Source organism: Mammaliicoccus sp. Q-M61 (assembly GCF_022386055.1).
GTDB lineage: Bacteria > Bacillota > Bacilli > Staphylococcales > Staphylococcaceae > Mammaliicoccus > Mammaliicoccus sciuri_A.
Genome location: NZ_JAJNJL010000001.1, coordinates 260,281 through 280,605 on the forward strand (window position 1 = coordinate 260,281; position 20,325 = coordinate 280,605).

Below are 20,325 nucleotides of genomic sequence, written 5' to 3' on the forward strand. Positions count from 1 at the left end.
ATATACTCGACTCATTTTAGTAAATAAAAAATAAGCATATCACCAGCAACTGAGTAATCAGTTCAGTGATATGCTTATTTATTTTGTGTCAGGATATATGTCCCAATCACTTAAACGCTTAGCAAGCAATGCCAAGGTTTATATTATCTAATTTCTTTAATACGAGCAGCTTTACCACGTAGGCTACGTAAGTAGTAAAGTTTCGCACGACGTACTTTACCGCGACGTTTAACTTCGATTTTCTCGATTTTTGGAGTGTGTACAGGGAATGTACGCTCAACACCAACACCGTAAGAAATTTTACGAACTGTAAACGTTTCAGAAATTCCGCCACCACGACGTTTAATAACTACACCTTCGAACACTTGGATACGTTCGCGGCTACCTTCAACGATACGTACGTGTACAGTTAAAGTGTCACCAGCACGGAATGTTGGAATATCCGTACGTAATTGGTCTTTTGTTACTGCTTCGATTAACTTATTATTACTCATTATATTCTCTCCTTCTGACTATGTTCTTGCCCAATGTAATTGTTTCATATAAATGCTAGCAGCGGATCATAGTGAATTTGTGCTCACACACTTATATTAATATATCACATTGCACAAGTTGATTCAATCTATTTTTTATTATCATTTAAGAAACGTTTATCCGCTTCTGTTAATGGATAACTATCTAACAAATCTGGTCTTCTCTGTTGTGTTCTTAACAATGATTGTTCATGTCTCCATTTTTCAATGTTGGCATGATTCCCAGATAATAATACATCTGGTACTTTTAAGCCTTCATAATCTGCTGGTCTTGTGTACTGAGGATGTTCAAGTAATCCAGATGAAAATGAATCATCTTCATGTGATACTTGATTACCGAGAACACCTGGTATTAGTCTTACGATTGCATCTGTCATTGTCATGCTCGCAAGTTCTCCACCTGTTAATACAAAGTCCCCAATTGAAATTTCATCCGTTACACAATGTTCTCTAATACGCTCATCATAGCCTTCATAATGACCACAAATAAAAATAATATGATCACTTTCTGATAATGACTCCGCTTTTGCTTGTGTGAATGGCTCACCTTGTGGACACATTAAAATCACGCGCGTATTTTCATCTTTATCTAATGATTGAAGCGCATTGAATACAGGTTCTGGTTTAAGGACCATACCTTGTCCGCCACCATAAGGATAATCATCAACTTGTGAATGTTTATTATTCGCAAAATCTCTAAAATTCACTGTATTAAATTGAACAATTTCTTTATCTTGTGCTCGTTTCATTATGGAATGATTGAGTACACCTTCATACATTTCTGGAAACAGTGTTAAGTAATCAATCTTCATCAGTCTAATAAACCTTCTAATGGTTCAATTTTAATAGTCTTCAGATCAACATCAACATGTTTAACAACATCTTCAATATAAGGAATTAAATATTCTTTATCTCCCTTAACGACCCATACATCGTTCGCACCTGTTTCCATAATTTCAATTACTCTACCTAACGCTTCTTCTTCAACAAATACTGTACAACCAATAATATCTGAATAATAGTATTCATTCTCTTCAAGTTCAATCGCTTCATTTGATTGTTCTTGATAAATTTTAGAACCTTTTAAATGTTCGATATCATTAATGTTATAAATACCTTCAAACGTTAATAGATGAAAATTCTTATGAATTCTATGTGATGCTATAGTAAATGAAAATGATTCATTTTTTTTCTTAACTGTAATAAGTTGACCTTTTTGAAATCGTTCATCGGTAAAGTCAGAATCTGATAATACTTTCACTTCACCTTTAATACCATGTGTATTAACAATTTTGCCTATTTCAACATTCATTGAGCTGTGCCTCCTCAACTGTTTCTTTCATTATTAACATAAAAAAGAGCACCAATTAGGTACTCTTAATTAACTTCTACAAACACTTTCTTGCCTTGCTCGTTCATTGAACCAGACACAATTGTACGAATTGCTTTAATCATTCTGCCCTTCTTACCAATAATTCTGCCAATGTCTTCTTCATGAACGTCTATATTGAACGTAATGCTAGAATCTTGTTCATCTTTAGATATATTGATGTTCTCCGGATAATCTACGAGCGGTACTATAATTGTTTGTATTAATTTTTCCAATATAATCTACGCTTTACTTAGAAAGTTTAGAATTATGGAATTTCTCCATGATACCTTGAGTTGATAAGATATCACGAACTGTATCAGTAGGTTTTGCACCATCAGCTAACCATTTTAAAGCTAACTCTTCGTCAACTTTGATTTCTGCTTCTGGTTTAGCAACTGGATTGTAAGTACCGATTGGTTCGATAATACGACCATCACGTGGAGAACGTGCATCTGCTACTACTATACGATAAAATGGGTTTCTTTTTGACCCTTTACGTGTTAAACGAATTTTAACTGCCATGTTTAAAAAACTCCTTACTCATTTATAATTTCTTTTCTACAAGTAAATACTATAACAGGATATAAATTGTTTGTAAAGTGTTTTCTCTTTACCAATTTAAATTTCATGCAAAATAAGAGAGCAAAGGTGGCATGATCACTTAAAGATAGCTGCCATAACTTTGCTCTATATTATAGATGCGTCACGCTACTATTAGAATGGTAAGTTCATGCCTTGGAATGGATTTCCGCCACGTTTACCTTTTTTACCTTTTTTATTGCTTCCTGTAAATTGTTTCATCATTTTCTTCATGTCGCCAAATTGTTTGATCAATCTATTTACTTCTTGTAAAGAACGACCTGAACCTTTAGCAATACGACGTTTTCTAGAAACATTTAAAATGTCAGGATTATTTCTTTCTTCTAAAGTCATAGAACGGATAATCGCTTGAACATTATCGATTTGTTTAGGATCCATGTTAGCATTTTTCATGCCTTTCATTTTGTTTGCACCTGGAATCATATTCATCAGATCATCTAACGAACCTAAACCTTTAACTTGTTCTAATTGTTCTAAGAAATCATCAAACGTAAATGAAGATGTTCTCATTTTCTTTTCTAATTCTTTAGCTTTTTCTTCATCGACACCTTGTTGGGCTTTTTCAATTAAACTTAATACGTCACCCATACCTAAAATTCTAGATGCCATACGTTCTGGATGGAACAACTCAAGTCCATCTAGCTTTTCACTCATACCAATAAATTTAATTGGCTTTTCAGTAACAGAACGGATTGAAAGTGCTGCACCACCACGTGTATCACCATCTAATTTAGTCAACGTAACACCTGTTACATCTAATGTATTATCAAATGATTCTGCAACATTTACAGCATCTTGACCTGTCATAGAGTCTACAACAAGCATGATTTCATCTGGTTTAGATACTTCTTTAACGTCTACAAGTTCATTCATTAATGCTTCATCAATATGCAGACGACCTGCTGTATCGATAATAACAAAGTCTAAATGTTCTTCACGTGCATATTTCAACGCGTTCTCAGTAATTTGTTTCGGACTTACTTGATCGCCTTCTGTATATACTGGTATATCGATTTGTTTACCAACTGTTTGTAATTGTTGAATCGCAGCTGGTCTATAAATATCACATGCAACAAGTAATGGCTTTTTGTTGTATTTTTTTCTCATTAATAATGCTAATTTACCTGCAGTTGTTGTTTTACCTGCACCTTGTAAACCAACCATCATCACAACAGTAGGCGGTTTACTGCTCATGTTAATTTTACTATTTTCTCCACCCATTAAAGTTGTTAATTCATCTTGAACAATCTTGATGACTTGTTGTCCAGGTGTTAAAGATTGCATAACATCTGCACCTAATGCGCGTTCAGATACTGTGTTTACAAAAGATTTAACAACTTTAAAGTTAACGTCTGCTTCTAATAATGCTAATCGTACTTCACGCATCATTGCTTTAATATCTGACTCTGTAACTTTACCCTTACCTTTGATGCGTTGCATCGTGGCTTGAAGTCTTTCGGATAACCCTTCAAATGCCATAAATTTCTCCTCCTATTCAAGAATTTCTAAGCGTTCTATCGCCTGATTAAGTTCTTGATTATCTCCTGACAATCTTTTTAATTCATCAATAATAGATTGTCTTTCTTTAAATTTTTTAAAGAGTTGTAATTTCGTTTCATACTCTTCTAATAATTCATCTGTTCGTTTTATATTATCATATACTGCTTGTCGACTCACATGAAATGTCTCTGCAATTTCACTTAGTGCATAATCTTGTAAATAATATAACTCTAAATAATTGCGTTGTTTTTCAGTTAATAAACCTTGATAAAAATCAAATAAGTAATTCATTCTCATTGTTTTTATAAGTTCATTATTTTCCGTCATTTTGATCAGCTTCTTCAGTAGTATTTTCAACAGACTCATTTGCATCTATCATGTCTGCAAATAATCCATAAACATAGCTTTCTGCATCAAATGGTTGTAAGTCATCAAGTTTTTCACCGAGTCCTACAAATTTAACTGGAATTTGTAATTCATTACGTATCGCTAACACGATACCACCTTTTGCTGTTCCGTCAAGTTTCGTTAATACGATACCTGTAACTTGTGTCACTTCTTTAAATGACTTAGCTTGTGATAATGCATTTTGTCCAGTTGTCGCATCTAATGCTAATAACACTTCGTGAGGTGCGCCAGGTACGTTACGATCAATAACTTTTCTAACTTTTTGTAATTCATTCATTAAGTTGGCTTTATTTTGTAATCGTCCTGCCGTATCACAAATTAAAATATCAGCACCTCTATTTTTAGCAGCATTTACTGCATCATACATAACTGCTGCTGGGTCAGAACCTTCTTTTTGACTAATTACTTCTACACCAACACGTTCTCCCCAAACTTTCAATTGCTCAATAGCACCTGCACGGAAAGTATCTCCAGCTGCTAACATAACTTTTTTACCTTCTTGTTTATAACGGTGTGCTAATTTACCAATAGTCGTCGTTTTACCAACACCATTAACACCAACCATTAATATAACATTTAATCGGTCATTTTCAATATTCATTCGATCAATATCTTCATCATCTTGTACATAAATTTCGACTATTTTTTCAACGATGACTTCTCTTAATTCAGATGTTTCACTAATATTTTGGCGTTTAGCTTCCATACGTAATTCATCAACAAGTTCCATAACTGTGTTAAATCCAACATCTGCTTGAATTAACATTTCTTCTAATGCTTCAAAGAAATCTTCGTCAACTTTACGATACACTGCTAATAAATCATTTAATTTATTTTGGAAGTTCTCTCTAGATTTTTCTAATCCTTGTTTGAACTTAGCACCAAGTTGTTCTGATTCCCATTCTTCGAACTCATCTAATGACATTAATCCATCATCAAACTGAACCGCTTCAGGATTTTCCTTTTCATTAGACTCAGGTTCTAAGTCTTGGACTGGTAGTTCTTCTTGGTTTTCAATCTCTTTGTTTTTTTCTTCACTAGGAGAGAATCTATCCTTTAATCGTTTAAAAAAACTCATGATTGTAATGCCTCCAATTCTTCTTCTTTAATTGATTTTAAGTTAACACTCACAAGTTTAGAAATGCCCGCTTCTTGCATTGTAACACCATATAAGCTATCCGCGTATGACATTGTACCTTTTCTATGTGTAATAACGATAAATTGAGTTTCTGATTTGAGCTGATCTAAATATTCTGCATATCTTATGACATTTTGTTCATCTAATGCAGCTTCAACTTCATCTAGAATTACAAAAGGCGCTGTACGTGCTTTTAATATCGCAAAGAGTAAACTAATGGCAGATAACGCACGTTCCCCACCACTAAGTAGTGATAAGTATTGTCTGTTCTTCCCTGGAGGTTGTACGACAATTTCAACACCCGCATCTAAAATATCTTTGTCTGTAAGTTGTAACTCAGCACGTCCACCATTGAAGAGTGATTTAAACACATTTCCAAAATGATGATTCACTTCATCAAATGTTTCTTTAAATCTAGTCGATACTTCGCTATCCATTTCTAATATGACTTGTTCTAATGTTTCTTTTGCTTCTAATAAATCTGTTCTTTGATCACTTAAGAAAGTATATCTTTCATTAACTTCTTTAAATTGTTCAATGGCATTTAAATTTACATGTCCAAGTTCATCTATAGACATTTTCGTTAATTTAACAGTTTTTCTTGCTTCTGAAATATCTTCTGGCATTTCATACAATGATTGCGCTTTTTCAAAAGTTAATTGATACGTTTCATTTAAATGTGTCAATTGATGCTCAATCATAATATCTATTTTCGAGTGCTTACTCACCATATCTTGTAATCCTGTTTCTAATCCAGAAATACTTTGATGCATAGATTGCGTATCGCGCTCTATTTGCTCGATTTCTTCTTGAATAGATTTATATTTATCTTGATCATCCATCATTTTCGTTTCTATTTCTTGCTTTTTAGCTGTAAATAGTTGAATTTGACTTTCGACTTTTTCAAATTGACCACTACCCATATAATCATCAGAATTGATTAATTCAATTTGATCATTAATCTTAGTTAACGTATGTTCATATTCGTTTAAATCTTCTTTAAGTCGTTTCTTGTCTTGTTCTTTCAAACGATTTCGTTCTTTTTCAACTGCAAGATTTGAACGTTTTTCATTTAATGTATTTTGAATTGTTTTTTCGCTATCTTTACTGTGTGAAAGAGATGCATTTAATTGATTGATTTCGTTATCAATTTTCTCTATATCTTGTTTAATCGTTACAAGTTTATTTTGCTTTTCTTGTAATGTTTCTTGACCTTTCACAAAGTTATAGCCATCATTTTTTTCAAATTCAAACGTTTCATTTTCGTCTTTTAATCGTTTTTCTTTAGCTAATACTGCATCTAATTGTAATGTTACCTCATGCTCTTTAGCTCGTAATTCAGTACCTTTTTCTTGTGTTTCAGTTAAGGACTGTTCGATATTTTGAACTTCTTGTTTTAATGCTTTAACATTCTCCTCAATTTGAGTTGTTTGTTGCATAAAGTTCTGATACTTATCTTCAGTCGTTTTCAGTTCATCTTTTTGTGATAACAAACTTGCTTTCTTCTCTTTGCCACCACCAGTCATAGCACCGCCTGGCGTAATCACATCGCCTTCAAGTGTTACGATTCTATGCTTGAACTGAATTAACCTCGCAAGCTGATTGGCAGTTTCTAAATCTTTAGCAATAATTGTACTACCTAACAAATGCTCTACAATATTTCGATATTTCTCATCATATTTAACACCTTCAGAAGCTACTGTAATGAAGCCTTGTTGATCATTAATTTGCTCGATAACAGATTGTGGTATAAATCGTTTTTTAACCACATTCATTGGTAAGAATGTAGCACGGCCTAGCTTTTTATCTTTTAAATATTTAATTGCTAATCGTGCATCTTTCTCTTCTCGTACAATAATGTGTTGCAAAGAAGCACCTAGCGCTATTTCAATAGCTGTTGTCAATTTCGAAGGTGTATCGATAATTTCAGCAACTGCACCTTCTATACCATTGAGTGACTTTTCTTTCAGCACATGTTTAACACCAGAATAAAATCCAGAGTATTCATCTTGCATACTCTTTAACGTATTAATACGCGTCTTCATTTGTTCTGTATAACGGTACGCTTGATACAGTTTTGACTCCGTATCTTTATATGCTTGCTCTTTACTTTTTAACAACTTATGGTCAGCTTTATATTGTTCAGTTGTTTCTTGAAGTTCTTTTTCAACAGATTGTAGCTTTTCTGTATATGAAGATTTATCTTCCCAAACGCGTTGAAGTTCTTCGTATACTTCTTTTTGTCTGCCATCTAATCTTGATTGTTTTTCTTGATGTGTTGCTAATTTGTCTTCTAAAAATCTAATATCATTATTAATGTCTGATTGCTCTGTCATTAGTTGATAATAACGATCTTTCAGTTGTTCAATTTTCTCTTCAAATGTACCTTCTTGATTCGATAATTGACCTTCAAGTCCATTAATTTCTTGCACTAATGCTTGATATCTATCTTTAAATTCTTTCAATTCCACATCAATTTCTTTAATTTGTTCAGTAATTTTGTTAATTCTCGTTTGAGAAGCTTGCTTTTCTTCTTCTAGTCTTTCATTTGTCGCATCACTATTTTTTTGACGTTCTTTTAAGACTTCTAATTGACCAGTAAATCTTTCTAATGATTCAGTCGCTTCAACTAATGCCTTGTTATCATTTTGAATTTGATTTGAAATATGATCTCTCGATTTTTTCTTTTCATTTAATTCAAAAGTCATAGCGTCTAATTCATTTGTTTTTTGTTCTTTTTGATATTGAAAATGCTCAATCTCTTGTTCAAGCTTTTTAAAATCTTTATTTAAACTTTCAATATCATATACCGTTACAGTAATATCACTCTTTTTCATTTCTTCTTTTAAAGCAATATACTCTTCAGCAATGGCAGCTTCTTCTCTTAGAGGCTCAACTCTAGCTTCTAAATCGAATACAATGTCTTCAACACGATTTAAATTTTGTTCTGTTTCGTCTAATTTTTGCGTCGCTTCTTTTTTACGTTTTTTATATTTTAATACGCCAGCTGCTTCTTCTATGAGATATCTTCTATCACTAGGTTTAGCATTTAAGACTTCATCAACTTTACCTTGAGATATAATACTAAAAGCTTCTTTACCAAGACCTGAATCTAAAAATAGATCAAGAACTGATTTTAAGCGTGTTCGTTCTTTATTTAAATAATATTCACTGTCACCATTTCTATATAAGCGGCGTTCAACTGTTATTGTATCTTCATCTATATTCAATTTTCTTGAATGATTATCCAATGTTAATTTTACTTCTGCATATTGGCACTTTTTACGTTCTTTCGACCCGTTAAAGATGACATCTTCCATCTTAGATCCACGTAAACTTTTTGCTGATTGCTCACCGAGCACCCATTTTATAGCATCCGTAATATTACTTTTACCACTACCATTTGGGCCTACAATAGCTGTTACACCATTATCAAAGTCTACATGTGTATGTTCAGCAAAAGATTTAAATCCATATGCATCTATTGATTTTAAATAAACCATAAACTACCCCTTATTGACCATTATTCAACGCTTTTTTAGCAGCATTTTGTTCTGATTCTTTTTTCGTTCTACCTTTTCCTGTTTCTAAAGGTTTGCCATTTAATAGTACTTCAGAAGTAAACATCTTGTGATGTGCTGGACCACTTTCATCTAATAAATGATACGTAATATTGCCTTTATTATGACGATGCATAAATTCCTGCAATTCTGTTTTATAATCACGATTCGCAGTATAATTTTCATCAACGACATGTGGAAATACGACTTTTTCTAAAAATTGCTCTACAATTTCAAGTCCTTTATCTAAATACAATGCACCAATAAATGATTCGAATGCATCGGCGATTAATGATGGACGTTCACGACCGCCTGTTTTTTCTTCACCTTTACCAAGTAAAAGTAATTCGTTCATATTTAAACTCATTGCAAATGTTACAAGTGATGGTTCACATACAATTGATGCGCGCAGTTTAGTGAGCTTACCTTCTGGAAGTAATGGAAATTTCTTAAATAAAAACTGTGACACCGTCAATTCTAACACCGCGTCTCCTAAGAACTCTAAACGTTCATTATGACTTAATTTATCTAATTTAAAGTCATTAATAAAACTTGAATGCGAGAATGCTTGAACATAAATATCATATTGTTCAAATTCGATATTTATGTCTTTCATAAACACATCGAATTGAGCTTTAAATTGTGCTATGATTTGTGCTTTATTTTTAACCATGCCTGTCCTCCCTAATATTATGTTTCCTATCTATTTTACGTTATATTTCATAAAAAAAAAAGAATATTATCATAAACGACAATATCCATTGACACAATATATAAAACGCCTGAACAAATTGCTTTGTTCAGACGTTTATATTATCTTATGTAATCATCATGGATTGCTTAATTTGGTCTTATAAACCACATTTCAGTTTCATAATCATGCGTGATACGTTGTGCAACTTCTGTCTTGTCAGCGCCGCCACCATACCAATTTTGATCTAAACTTGTAAATTGCATGACGTTACCATCTGCATTACCGTTTAACACAATTGCTGTATGTCCAGCACCTGATCCGAAATCTTCATTAAATACAACAACATCTCCAGGCTGTGCTACAAATGATGGTGTGTTTTTGTACACTGTTGCTTCACCACTAAAATTATTAGCAGTTGGAATATCTTTTGCATAGTCACCATGTAAACCGTGACCATATAAATAATTCCAATAATAATTCACTAAATCAAAACATTGCCAACCGTAGTAGCCATCAAAATCCCAACCCTTGCCTTCCAATGAATAAACATAATTCATGGCAGCCGTTGAAGATTTTGCAACTTCTTTTTGGACCTTGCTCGATTTCTTATCGTAATCTCTATGTTCAACCTCTACGTTCTGTATCTTAGGTGTCTTATCTTTAGATGTATCACTACCGCCGCCATCCTTAGCGTCAGCATGCAAATTCAAATTCAATGCAGTCAAGCTCGTAAATGCAATAGCTAACAATAATTTGCTTTTAATCTTCATACATCCCCCTAAAAAATATGTATTATATATATTCTTAAATAATATATTAAAACATTTTATCATATATAAAGTATACTGGATAGGTTATAAAGATTAAGTATTGATTACAAAAAGACCACTAATCTCCCTCTCTATTTTATTAAAATTCATGATAACACTTGTTGCGACATAAAAATGCCCCACCAATTAAGGCGGGGATATTTTTACTTTGTCTTATCATATATAAAATCTCCAATAATTTTAGAAGATTGACCTTTTTCTATAGAACAGAATTTATCGTAAAACTTTTCTATTTTATCTTTATATTTTTCTTTATGTTTATCAATATCTTTTAATTCCTCAGCTAATTTAAACTCATCTGTAATAATTTCTCCAGGTAAATCATTCTTATAATCCATATAAAATCCTCTCAAACCTTTATCATATTTCTCAATATCATAAGCAAAGAAATATTGTGGTCTTTTTAGAATACCAAAGTCAAACATGACTGAAGAATAATCTGTAATAAGTGCATCAGATATTAAATATAATTCGGATATATCATTATAATTAGATACGTCGATTGCAAAATCTTCATATCCACTTAAATCTAGTGCATTTGAAATTAAATAATGCATTCTTAGTAAAATGACAAATTCATCACCTAATTCTTTTTGTAGGTTTTCTAAATTTATTTTTAAATCGAATAAATATTTACCTTTTTTAACAAATTCATCATCTCTCCATGTCGGAGCGTACATAATAATTTTCTTACCTTTTGGTATGTTTAATTCTTTTTTCAGTTTTTCTATATATACTTGATCATTACTTCTATTAACTAATATATCATTCCGAGGATATCCTATTTCTAAAGTTCTATTCTCATCCATCCAAAATGCCGTTTTAAAAATGTTCGTTGAGTACCTATTAGGAGAAATTAAATAATCCCATCGTGATGTTTCAGCGTAGAAATTCTTTTTATATTTAGGTGTAGTTGTCCCTGGCATTCTTACTATCTTCATATCATTAGCCAAACGCTTTAATGGTGTTCCGTGCCATGTTTGAATGTAAATTTGGTTATCTTTTTTATTTAAATACAGTGGTAACCTTGCATTCGTAACCCAGAATTTAGCTTTTGAGTATGCATCATAATATTCTTTAGATCCTTTTTTAACCTTTACTGCATTACCAGTTATGACATTTTGATTAGGATTTTTAAACACCCATATATAGTTTAATTTAGGATAATGTTTTTGCATATATTCATAAATATATTTAGGACTATCACTATAATTTTTACCACCGAAAGACTCAAAAACGATAGTTTCATTATTAACAGCTTCTTCTTTATCTAATAGTTGATATTTTGATCTATTCTTCATTTTATTATTCTGAACTATATTTTTTACATGTCTACTTACACTTCTAATATTATTTATATATTTAGCATTTTCAATGTCGTCCATAGATAAAAACAATAATTCTAATTTGTAGAGTATTTTTCCATCTTTTATAATGTTCCACTTTAGTGTTTTAACAATATTAATTAAAGGTTTCTCAAGAACACTATATCTTATATTTATATCTCTCAAAGATGGGTCGAACCCTTTTTTAATTTCAAGTTTCATTTTTTGAGATAAAAAGTTAAGAATATCTTTATTATCCGTTCTTTTAATGGAATCAAGATAACTATTAACGTAATCTTCGAATGTAAAAATGAAATCTTGATCACTTAAAGTATTACCTTCAAATGGATCATAAATTTCACCTCTAAAATAGAAAGGAAAATTACGTAACCTTACAAACCTCTCTACGTATTTAATATATTCAAGTGTAAATGAAGTATCGATATATATTTTTAAATCTTCATTAAATCTAATGTTGTGCGCTTTGACAATAGATGTTTTAAATAAAATATTACAAACTGTATTTTTTCTTAAAAAGGAATTAGGATTATTACCTTTAGTTAAGTAGTCAATTCTAATTTTATCTTTATTTACATATTGAGGTTTTTTTAATGAGAATTTATTTATTGGCCCAATTAAGCCGTCTAATCCATTGATTTTAGATAAGTAATACTCAACTGAATAGCTTGCAAGTTGGTCATCAGCATCTAAAAACATAAAATATTTTGTTTCAACATTTTCTAAAGCAATATTTCTAGCATAGGCGTGCCCATAATTTCTATCTAAATTAATGTGATTTACATTTTTATCATAATTATTTATCGCTTCATTAACTAATCTATTAGAAGAGTCTGTTGATCCATCATTAACTATGATTAAATCAAAGTTTTGATTTCTTTGGTTTATAATACTACCAATACAATCAAGTATATAATCTTCTTTATTATAATAAGTAATGATAATTGTTAATTCATTCATGATATTTCTCCTTAAAGTTTTTTAATATAATTAATATAAAAATATAATGCGTACTCAAATTTTTTATGACGACTTTAGTCATTCTTTTTTAGTACTCAAATAAAAGTACTACCTAAGGCATTTATTTCAATATCTAAAGAATAAATCAATGTATTATTAGGAGAATGGCTAATATTGAGTTTTAAATATTAATTTTACATTATATTATTATAGCTCCTTAATACTATTTGGCAATATTAATAAACAAAAACCTTAAACTGAATTAATTATCCATTTACTTATTTGAATTATTGTTAAATTTTCCAAAATTATTAAAATAATAAACATACAGATTTTGCACCTTTTATAAAAAAACATAATAAAAAGCCCGTAGCCAATGGCATACGGACTTTCATTATTAGAATTATTTTTCTAATGATGAAATACATGTGATTTTCGCATGAGTTTATGATTGTTCAAGTGCATTAATTAACGCACTATCTCACAGACTTTATGCAATGTTTATTTCATACTAGTTCATATGAAAACAAACTATTTGCCCCCTTTTTACCCCTACGTTTATATTATCAACATTGCTTTACAAAATAGAACGGTCGTTCTTACAATAAAACTACTAATTATATAAGAGATATTTGCTAAAATTTAAATTTTTGAACGTTTATTATCTTTATCTCTCTTTTGTACTTATTCTTTTTTTAATACCGAAATTAATTCTTTTTTATCTAAATTATGAAGGTCACCATTATGATTTTTAATTAAACGATTAGTAGCTAATGCGGTTGCTTCTGAAGTATTATTGACACTTCCCTTAGATTTATTACTTAAAGAAATATATAAATCTGCATTATCATTTGAATTGTAGATAGATTTATTATATTTATTTTTCAATACACCTATAGAAATTACCTCATGATAAGATGCAGGGTACTCTTTTTGACCAAATATATCATTACCATTTGCAGCCAAAACAATAATTCCTTTACTATTTGCCTCTTTTATTTTGTTGTGAAGGCTTTCGTAATCATGAGTAAAACCATAGCTCATATTTATCACATTTACTTTGTTTTTAATTGCCCAATCTATACCTGCTATGGTATCTTTAACAGTTCCAAGACCATCGCTATTCAATACTTTTGCATCATAAATCACAATATTATTTTGAGATTCTACTATTTTTGCAATATCATCACCATGTTTATTCACTTTTTTACTATCTTTAACAAATTCTTTTGAGATTACTTTGCTTTCAACAGAAGTACTATTAACACCGGTATCTAGAATAGCTACTTTTAATAGTTTTAGATTGTTCAAATAAAAAATTAAGCTTAAAATAATAAAAAAGATAATCGCTATGCATATGTATAGTTTAAACCTCTTCATTATCAAGATCCAATATTAAATCACTATACTTTTTAGAATATCTTGCATAATCTTCATTTTTATTAAAAGCTAACCATAGGCCCCTATCATCATATAAATGGTATATTAAATTTTTGGTATTATTAATTATATATATTTCAGAATAATTATAATTCTGATTAATATTTGGAACTAATCCTTTAAAATCTTGATTGGATATAGCTTTTAATAATTTTTTATATTTTAATTCTTTAATGGAACAATTGTATGAAAACTCCTCGCACAAAACTTCATCATCATCATTCGATTTTACATATTCTTTAAAATAAGATAATTCATCTTTAGTTAATGATGTGAATTTTTTTATAAAATTCGTTTTTCTATATGGTCTAGTATAAGAATATACAACATGAACCAAATTTATAGAGTCTGAAAGCGAAAATAAATCTTCAAAAATGTGTATTGCATTTTTATATACAGTTAAAAAATAATCATTATTGATAGTGTCACCATCTTCTAAGAACTGATACTTATCATCACTTAAATTTAAATGAATTGAATTTTTCATTATCCCAAAATTTATTTTTTTAATATTCAAATTATTTATATCAAAATACATAATATGTAGCACCTTATTTCCTTAAAATTTTTCCATCCTTAGTCAAAGAGGCCTTTCTTTCTCCCTTGTTATTTTTTAACTTCCAATAAGATCCACCATGTGGTTCTCCTTTATTTTTAGAGATAGTCCATTTAGTTTTCGGGTCTCTCCATGTAGGATTACTCCCTTTAACTTTTTGAGTAAATTTACCTATATTTACACCTTTATCATTAAGTAAACTTTTATTAATACTTTTAGCAATCTTGTGTGTATTAGATTTGACAGCTTTGTTGACAGCTTTTTTACCATATTTTTTAATAGCCCATTTAATACCAAATCGAGCAGCCATAACAGCTACTACAACTAAAGGTACTGCTGAAGCTTCAGATAAACGTGTATCAAACTGATGTTCTTCTCCTGTTTTATTATCTATTAAATATCCGGCAATATCATTTTCATCTGCATAAGTTAAGTCTATAGAATAATCTATGTGTTCTTCTACTTCATTATTAGATATTTTACCACTTAAACTAATCTCGCCTGTTTCAAAATTATTTGAAAGGGTTGTATCTAATGACACCTCTTCCTCATCAATAGATGTATTGACTTTGGATATTTCTCCAGTCTTACTTTCGGTTATATCAGCATGAGATAAAGAATTAGTAACTTCATTATTCTCTTTGATCAAGGTATTGTCTTCTTGTGCTTGTATATTTCCAAATCCAGAAAATAAGACAGCAAATGCAATTAAACATACAAACGGTTTAAAAATTTTAAAATTCATCAAAAATCCTCCTTTTTTTACATTATATACCAATTTTCTAGAATATGTATATAGTTAAAAATAAATAATTTTAATATATAAAATAGCCCACCAATTAAGGTGGGTTAAAATTATTTTTCTGATGATCTAGAATGGCTAGATTTTATCTTTCCTGAAACGTATGGTGATGAAACAATGGACGTTACTTTTGAAGAGGAAAAATACGTTTAGAATTTTAAGCAAATTAATTTAGCAGTTAAACTAATTTTTAGATTTTTACCCTTTTCATAAAAAACATAATAAAAAGCCCGTAGCCAATGGCATACGGACTTTCATTATTAGAATTATTTTTCTAATGATTCAATATATTTTACAGCGTCACCAACTGTGTTGATTTTTTCTGCTTCCTCATCAGGAATTTCCATATCAAATTCATCTTCTAATTCCATTACTAATTCTGCGATATCTAAAGAATCAGCACCTAAATCATCTTTAAATGAAGCTTCAGGCGTTACTTTTTCAGCGTCTACACCAAGACGATCTACAATAATGTCTTTAACTTTGTCGAAACTTGCCATTCCATTCACCTCCTTTAAATGATTTAAATCTTATATAATAAGAAATTCAATTTCTCTTACTATCCTATTCTACTATAAAAGTAGTTATTATTGCATATACATTCCGCCATTAACGTGAATTGTTTGGCCAGTAATATAGCTTGCTTTATCACTTGCAAGAAATGCTACTGTATGTGCAATATCACTATCTTCACCAAATCGTGCAAGTGGAATTTGTGATTTCATTTGTTCTTTTAATTCATCAGATAATTGATCTGTCATATCTGATACGATAAATCCTGGTGCAACTGCATTACAAGTAATACCTCTAGATGCTAATTCTCTAGCAAATGTTCTTGTCATACCTTCAACACCTGATTTAGTTGCTACATAGTTCACTTGTCCTGCGTTTCCTAATGATCCTACAACACTTGATAAGTTAATGATGCGACCAGATTTTTGTTTTAACATTGGTCTAGTTACTGCTTGAACACAGTTAAATACACCTTTTAAGTTTGTATTGATTACGTCATCCCATTCGTCTTGTTTCATACGCATCAATAAATTGTCTCTTGTAATACCTGCATTATTAACTAATACATCGATAGTACCAAATTGAGATGTTGTTTCTTTAATCATAGCTTTTACTTCATCTTGCTCACTTACGTTTGCTTGAAATGCAAATGCTTCTACACCAAATGATTTAATTTCAGAAACGACTTCTTCTGCTTTTTCTTTATTTCCTGCATAGTTCACAACTACATTGTAACCTTCTTTACCAAATTCTAATGCAATTTTACGACCAATACCTCTAGAAGCACCTGTAACGATAGCTGTTTTTGTCATTATTCATTCCATCCTTTAATATCATCAATTGTTTGAATTGATGTTATTTTAACATCACGACTAATTTTCTTAACTAAGCCAGATAATACTTTGTTAGGACCGACTTCGATAAAGTGATCTACACCTTGACCAATTAAATACTCAACAGATTGACTGAATTCAACTGGTGAGAATAATTGTTTAACCATGTTCGCTTTAATTACTTCATGATCTGTTTCAGGTTTAGCATATACATTTTGTACAATCGGGTGTTCTGCATCATTCCACTCAAATTGATTAATGTAGTTTTCAAAATCATCTGCTATAGTTTTCATCATTGAAGAATGAAATGGACCTGAAACTTTTAAAGGCATAACACGTTTAGCACCTAGTGATTTACCTTCTGCTGCAAGTTTATCAATGAGTTCTGCATGACCAGATACAACGATTTGACCTGGGCAATTGATGTTTGCTGGTTCAATAAGTTTGTCCTCTGTTGATAATTGTTCACAGATTTCTCGCACTTTTTCAATATCTAAACCTAGTACCGCTGCCATAGAACCTACACCTTGTGGAAAAGCTTCAGACATTAATGTACCACGTTTATGTACGATTTGAACGGCATCTTCAAACTTTAATACACCTTCTGATACTAATGCTGAATATTCACCTAAACTATGTCCTAATGCGTAGTCATAATTTAAATCTTTTAAAGCATTCATTAAAGCTGAACTATGCGTTAACAATGCTGGTTGTGTATATTCAGTTAATCCAAGAATTTCTTCTGGATCTTTAAACATAATTTCAAGTAAATCAAATGATAATGATTCATTTGCTCTTTCTAAAATTGATGTTGCATTAATTTCTTCTTGATATAAATCTTCTGCCATTCCTACTTTTTGTGACCCTTGACCAGGGAACATGATTGCAACTTTACCCATTTATTTCACCTACTGCTTTCTTCATTTTATCTACTATTTTAGTATCTGCAGCTAGCTTAGCTTGTTTAATTGCATTATAGAATGCACGTTGATCTGATGATCCGTGTGCTTTAACAACAACACCATTTAATCCTAATAGTACTGAACCACCGTATTCTGCATAGTCCATTTTATTGCTGATTTTTTTAATATCTTTTTTCAAAGTAAGTGCAGCAAGTTTATTTTTAGTTGAAGCAGTCATCGCTTCTTTTAACATTTTAAATATACCTGTTGCTGTACCTTCGATTGTTTTTAACACCATGTTACCGTTATAACCATCTGATACAACAACATCACATGCATCTAACAATAAAGATTTTGCTTCAACATTTCCAATAAAGTTATCAAATTGTTCTTCTTTAAGTAATTGATAAGTCTTTTTCATTAAAGCATTACCTTTTGTTTCTTCAGTACCAATATTTAAAAGTGCTAATGAAGGATTTTCAATACTTCTAATTTGTTTGGCATAAATTTCACCCATTTTAGCATATTGCACAAGATGTTCAGGTTTAGCATCTGAGTTTGCACCAATATCTAAAAATACAAATCCTTTACCTGTCACAGTTGGGAAAGTCGCAACTAATGCAGGTCTTTCAATACCTTTTATTCTGCCGACAATAAATAATCCACTACTCATAAGTGCGCCAGTATTACCAGCTGATACACATGCTTCAGCTTTACCTTCTTTAACAGCATTCGCCATTAAAACCATTGAAGCATTTTTCTTTTTCTTAATTGATCTAACAGGTTCGTCATCCATTGTTATCTTTTCATCAGTATGATAAAAAGTGATACGATCATGTTTGTAATCAAATTGTTTTTCATCACCATATAACAAAATCTCTAAATCTGGAAAATCATTAACTGCTTGTTTAACCGCTTCTATTACGATACCTGGCGCGTCATCTCCGCCCATCATATCTATCGCAATCTTAACCATTATTTTCACCCTCGCTCGAATAATACATTTCAAATTGTCCTTGGAAAACAGTTTCTCCATGAACAGTGCTAGTGACATCTACTTTAGCTATATGTTTCGATTTATGAATCACAGTAGCTTTAGCAATGACTCTTTCATTTAGTTTTACTGATTTTTTGAATTGAACATTACTCTTAGTTGTTAATGCTAATTCATCATTAATCAATGCTACACATAATGAGTTAGCTTGGGCAAATAAATAGTGTCCTCTAGCAATACCATTACGTGTAAAAACATGTTCTTCCTTAATATCTATAATAGAAATTGCTGATTTATCTAATTCAATATCTATAATTTCCCCAATGACATCTTCAATGGGTAATGATTTAATTTCATCATGATTTTGTGTTGCTACATCTTTGATGCGGCGTCTTAATTCTGGAATACCTAGCTCCATTCTATCTAGTCTAATAGTTTGGATGCTTACTTTAAAATATTCACTTAAAGTTTCGTCAGTTATGAAAGGTTCAGCTTTCAAACGATTTGTTAATTCCCTCTGGCGATCTGCTTTTGATAATTTCATTTCATCCAAATCCATTCTATTATGTACTTATAGCTAAAATTAGCACCTGCTATCATGACCTACCTTACTTATACTAACATGGGTATAACAATATACTCAACAAATTATACAATAAAAAAGAGCGAAATTTAAAAATTTGGTCATAAGACTTAAATAATAAGATGTGAAGACAAGGTGGAATGAGTGAATTTTGGGGGTTGATTATGGATTTGAGGAGGAAGGTCGGGTTATTTTGGGTGCGAGGTTAGGTGTTGGGGGTGGGAATTGATGTTGGGAGTTGAGACTTAAGCAATCTCTTGGCTTAATTACGAAGTTAAGCTACGACTTGGGCGATCTCTTGGCTTAATGTAGGACTTAAGCTAAGGCTTGGACGATCTCTTGGCTTAAGTTAGGACTTAAGCTAAGACTTGAGCCATCTCTTGGCTTTATTTGGGACTTAAGCCATGACTTGGACAATCTCTTGGCTTTATTTAGGACTTAAGCCATGACTTGGACGATCTCTTGGCTTTATTCAGGACTTAAGCTACGACTTGAGCGATCTCTTGGCTTTATTCAGGACTTAAGCTACGACTTGAGTGATCTCTTGGCTTAATGTAGGCATTAAGCTACGACTTGGGCGATCTCTTCGCTTAATGTAGTAGTTAAGCTAAGACTTAGGCAATCTCTTGGCTTAATGTAGGCATTAAGCTACGACTTGGGCGATTTTTTATGTAATCAAAAATGTTCATTTCTAAATAATCATTTAATTTTTAAAAAGATGTGAGTTTACTACCGCTTTAACTCACATCTTTCACAATCTCGTG

At 31.1% G+C, this 20,325-nt stretch carries 20 protein-coding genes; all 20 read right to left on the reverse strand.

Annotated features, from left to right (window positions below):
- Positions 1 to 143 precede the first annotated feature (143 nt).
- Positions 144 to 494, reverse strand: coding sequence for a 50S ribosomal protein L19 (rplS, locus tag LQ677_RS01215; protein ID WP_025905308.1), 351 nt, complete (start codon positions 492 to 494; stop codon positions 144 to 146).
- Between the two features lie 128 nt (positions 495 to 622).
- Positions 623 to 1,345: a tRNA (guanosine(37)-N1)-methyltransferase TrmD gene (trmD, locus tag LQ677_RS01220; protein WP_103361332.1), complete on the reverse strand. Its 723-nt coding sequence runs from the start codon at positions 1,343 to 1,345 to the stop codon at positions 623 to 625.
- Positions 1,345 to 1,845 (reverse strand): ribosome maturation factor RimM, encoded by a 501-nt coding sequence (gene rimM / locus LQ677_RS01225; protein WP_204167744.1) that lies wholly within the window; start codon positions 1,843 to 1,845, stop codon positions 1,345 to 1,347. The genes trmD and rimM overlap by 1 nt, the downstream gene beginning before the upstream one ends.
- Positions 1,846 to 1,910: 65 nt before the next feature.
- Complete coding sequence (locus tag LQ677_RS01230) at positions 1,911 to 2,138, reverse strand: KH domain-containing protein (RefSeq protein ID WP_025905305.1); 228 nt, start codon at positions 2,136 to 2,138, stop codon at positions 1,911 to 1,913.
- Between the two features lie 13 nt (positions 2,139 to 2,151).
- Entirely contained in the window at positions 2,152 to 2,427 is a 276-nt protein-coding gene (rpsP, locus tag LQ677_RS01235) for a 30S ribosomal protein S16 (protein WP_016910739.1), read from the reverse strand.
- Positions 2,428 to 2,619: 192 nt separating this feature from the next.
- Positions 2,620 to 3,984 carry a signal recognition particle protein gene (ffh, locus tag LQ677_RS01240; RefSeq protein WP_037587757.1) on the reverse strand — a complete coding sequence of 455 codons (1,365 nt, stop codon included), beginning with the start codon at positions 3,982 to 3,984 and terminating at the stop codon, positions 2,620 to 2,622.
- 12 nt (positions 3,985 to 3,996) lie between these two features.
- Entirely contained in the window at positions 3,997 to 4,332 is a 336-nt protein-coding gene (locus tag LQ677_RS01245) for a putative DNA-binding protein (RefSeq protein ID WP_025905303.1), read from the reverse strand.
- Positions 4,319 to 5,491, reverse strand: a complete 1,173-nt coding sequence (gene ftsY, locus LQ677_RS01250) for a signal recognition particle-docking protein FtsY (RefSeq protein ID WP_204188665.1) — start codon at positions 5,489 to 5,491, stop codon at positions 4,319 to 4,321. Before ftsY ends, LQ677_RS01245 begins: the two co-directional genes overlap by 14 nt.
- Positions 5,488 to 9,054, reverse strand: coding sequence for a chromosome segregation protein SMC (smc, locus tag LQ677_RS01255; protein WP_239748028.1), 3,567 nt, complete (start codon positions 9,052 to 9,054; stop codon positions 5,488 to 5,490). The genes ftsY and smc overlap by 4 nt, the downstream gene beginning before the upstream one ends.
- 10 nt (positions 9,055 to 9,064) lie before the next feature.
- Positions 9,065 to 9,784, reverse strand: coding sequence for a ribonuclease III (gene rnc, locus LQ677_RS01260; protein WP_037587752.1), 720 nt, complete (start codon positions 9,782 to 9,784; stop codon positions 9,065 to 9,067).
- A gap of 167 nt (positions 9,785 to 9,951) precedes the next feature.
- Positions 9,952 to 10,575 carry a CHAP domain-containing protein gene (locus tag LQ677_RS01265; protein WP_025905299.1) on the reverse strand — a complete coding sequence of 208 codons (624 nt, stop codon included), beginning with the start codon at positions 10,573 to 10,575 and terminating at the stop codon, positions 9,952 to 9,954.
- A gap of 203 nt (positions 10,576 to 10,778) precedes the next feature.
- Positions 10,779 to 12,938 (reverse strand): bifunctional glycosyltransferase/CDP-glycerol:glycerophosphate glycerophosphotransferase, encoded by a 2,160-nt coding sequence (locus tag LQ677_RS01270; RefSeq protein WP_239748029.1) that lies wholly within the window; start codon positions 12,936 to 12,938, stop codon positions 10,779 to 10,781.
- A gap of 684 nt (positions 12,939 to 13,622) precedes the next feature.
- Positions 13,623 to 14,318: a S8 family serine peptidase gene (locus tag LQ677_RS01275; RefSeq protein WP_239748030.1), complete on the reverse strand. Its 696-nt coding sequence runs from the start codon at positions 14,316 to 14,318 to the stop codon at positions 13,623 to 13,625.
- Positions 14,305 to 14,916 (reverse strand): DUF3885 domain-containing protein, encoded by a 612-nt coding sequence (locus tag LQ677_RS01280; RefSeq protein WP_239748031.1) that lies wholly within the window; start codon positions 14,914 to 14,916, stop codon positions 14,305 to 14,307. The genes LQ677_RS01275 and LQ677_RS01280 overlap by 14 nt, the downstream gene beginning before the upstream one ends.
- A gap of 13 nt (positions 14,917 to 14,929) precedes the next feature.
- Positions 14,930 to 15,679, reverse strand: coding sequence for an SAR2788 family putative toxin (locus LQ677_RS01285; protein WP_239748032.1), 750 nt, complete (start codon positions 15,677 to 15,679; stop codon positions 14,930 to 14,932).
- 323 nt (positions 15,680 to 16,002) lie between these two features.
- Positions 16,003 to 16,236: an acyl carrier protein gene (locus LQ677_RS01290; RefSeq protein WP_017000113.1), complete on the reverse strand. Its 234-nt coding sequence runs from the start codon at positions 16,234 to 16,236 to the stop codon at positions 16,003 to 16,005.
- 87 nt (positions 16,237 to 16,323) lie between these two features.
- Complete coding sequence (gene fabG, locus LQ677_RS01295) at positions 16,324 to 17,061, reverse strand: 3-oxoacyl-[acyl-carrier-protein] reductase (protein WP_239748033.1); 738 nt, start codon at positions 17,059 to 17,061, stop codon at positions 16,324 to 16,326.
- Positions 17,061 to 17,981 (reverse strand): ACP S-malonyltransferase, encoded by a 921-nt coding sequence (fabD, locus tag LQ677_RS01300; protein WP_239748034.1) that lies wholly within the window; start codon positions 17,979 to 17,981, stop codon positions 17,061 to 17,063. Before fabD ends, fabG begins: the two co-directional genes overlap by 1 nt.
- Entirely contained in the window at positions 17,974 to 18,960 is a 987-nt protein-coding gene (gene plsX, locus LQ677_RS01305) for a phosphate acyltransferase PlsX (RefSeq protein ID WP_196307669.1), read from the reverse strand. Before plsX ends, fabD begins: the two co-directional genes overlap by 8 nt.
- Positions 18,953 to 19,522: a transcription factor FapR gene (fapR, locus tag LQ677_RS01310; protein WP_025905295.1), complete on the reverse strand. Its 570-nt coding sequence runs from the start codon at positions 19,520 to 19,522 to the stop codon at positions 18,953 to 18,955. The genes plsX and fapR overlap by 8 nt, the downstream gene beginning before the upstream one ends.
- Between the last annotated feature and the right edge of the window lie 803 nt (positions 19,523 to 20,325).

Excerpts from the sequence above, each read along its gene's own strand:
- smc (WP_239748028.1), bottom strand. The coding sequence starts at position 9,054 with ATGGTTTATTTAAAATCAATAGATGCATATGGATTTAAATCTTTTGCT.
- fabD (WP_239748034.1), bottom strand. The coding sequence starts at position 17,981 with ATGGGTAAAGTTGCAATCATGTTCCCTGGTCAAGGGTCACAAAAAGTA.
- LQ677_RS01275 (WP_239748030.1), bottom strand. The coding sequence starts at position 14,318 with ATGAAGAGGTTTAAACTATACATATGCATAGCGATTATCTTTTTTATT.
- fapR (WP_025905295.1), bottom strand. The coding sequence starts at position 19,522 with ATGAAATTATCAAAAGCAGATCGCCAGAGGGAATTAACAAATCGTTTG.
- rplS (WP_025905308.1), bottom strand. The coding sequence starts at position 494 with ATGAGTAATAATAAGTTAATCGAAGCAGTAACAAAAGACCAATTACGT.
- ffh (WP_037587757.1), bottom strand. The coding sequence starts at position 3,984 with ATGGCATTTGAAGGGTTATCCGAAAGACTTCAAGCCACGATGCAACGC.
- ftsY (WP_204188665.1), bottom strand. The coding sequence starts at position 5,491 with ATGAGTTTTTTTAAACGATTAAAGGATAGATTCTCTCCTAGTGAAGAA.
- LQ677_RS01280 (WP_239748031.1), bottom strand. The coding sequence starts at position 14,916 with ATGTATTTTGATATAAATAATTTGAATATTAAAAAAATAAATTTTGGG.
- rpsP (WP_016910739.1), bottom strand. The coding sequence starts at position 2,427 with ATGGCAGTTAAAATTCGTTTAACACGTAAAGGGTCAAAAAGAAACCCA.
- LQ677_RS01265 (WP_025905299.1), bottom strand. The coding sequence starts at position 10,575 with ATGAAGATTAAAAGCAAATTATTGTTAGCTATTGCATTTACGAGCTTG.
- LQ677_RS01285 (WP_239748032.1), bottom strand. The coding sequence starts at position 15,679 with ATGAATTTTAAAATTTTTAAACCGTTTGTATGTTTAATTGCATTTGCT.
- plsX (WP_196307669.1), bottom strand. The coding sequence starts at position 18,960 with ATGGTTAAGATTGCGATAGATATGATGGGCGGAGATGACGCGCCAGGT.
- LQ677_RS01270 (WP_239748029.1), bottom strand. The coding sequence starts at position 12,938 with ATGAATGAATTAACAATTATCATTACTTATTATAATAAAGAAGATTAT.
- LQ677_RS01290 (WP_017000113.1), bottom strand. The coding sequence starts at position 16,236 with ATGGCAAGTTTCGACAAAGTTAAAGACATTATTGTAGATCGTCTTGGT.
- LQ677_RS01245 (WP_025905303.1), bottom strand. The coding sequence starts at position 4,332 with ATGACGGAAAATAATGAACTTATAAAAACAATGAGAATGAATTACTTA.
- fabG (WP_239748033.1), bottom strand. The coding sequence starts at position 17,061 with ATGACAAAAACAGCTATCGTTACAGGTGCTTCTAGAGGTATTGGTCGT.
- trmD (WP_103361332.1), bottom strand. The coding sequence starts at position 1,345 with ATGAAGATTGATTACTTAACACTGTTTCCAGAAATGTATGAAGGTGTA.
- rimM (WP_204167744.1), bottom strand. The coding sequence starts at position 1,845 with ATGAATGTTGAAATAGGCAAAATTGTTAATACACATGGTATTAAAGGT.
- rnc (WP_037587752.1), bottom strand. The coding sequence starts at position 9,784 with ATGGTTAAAAATAAAGCACAAATCATAGCACAATTTAAAGCTCAATTC.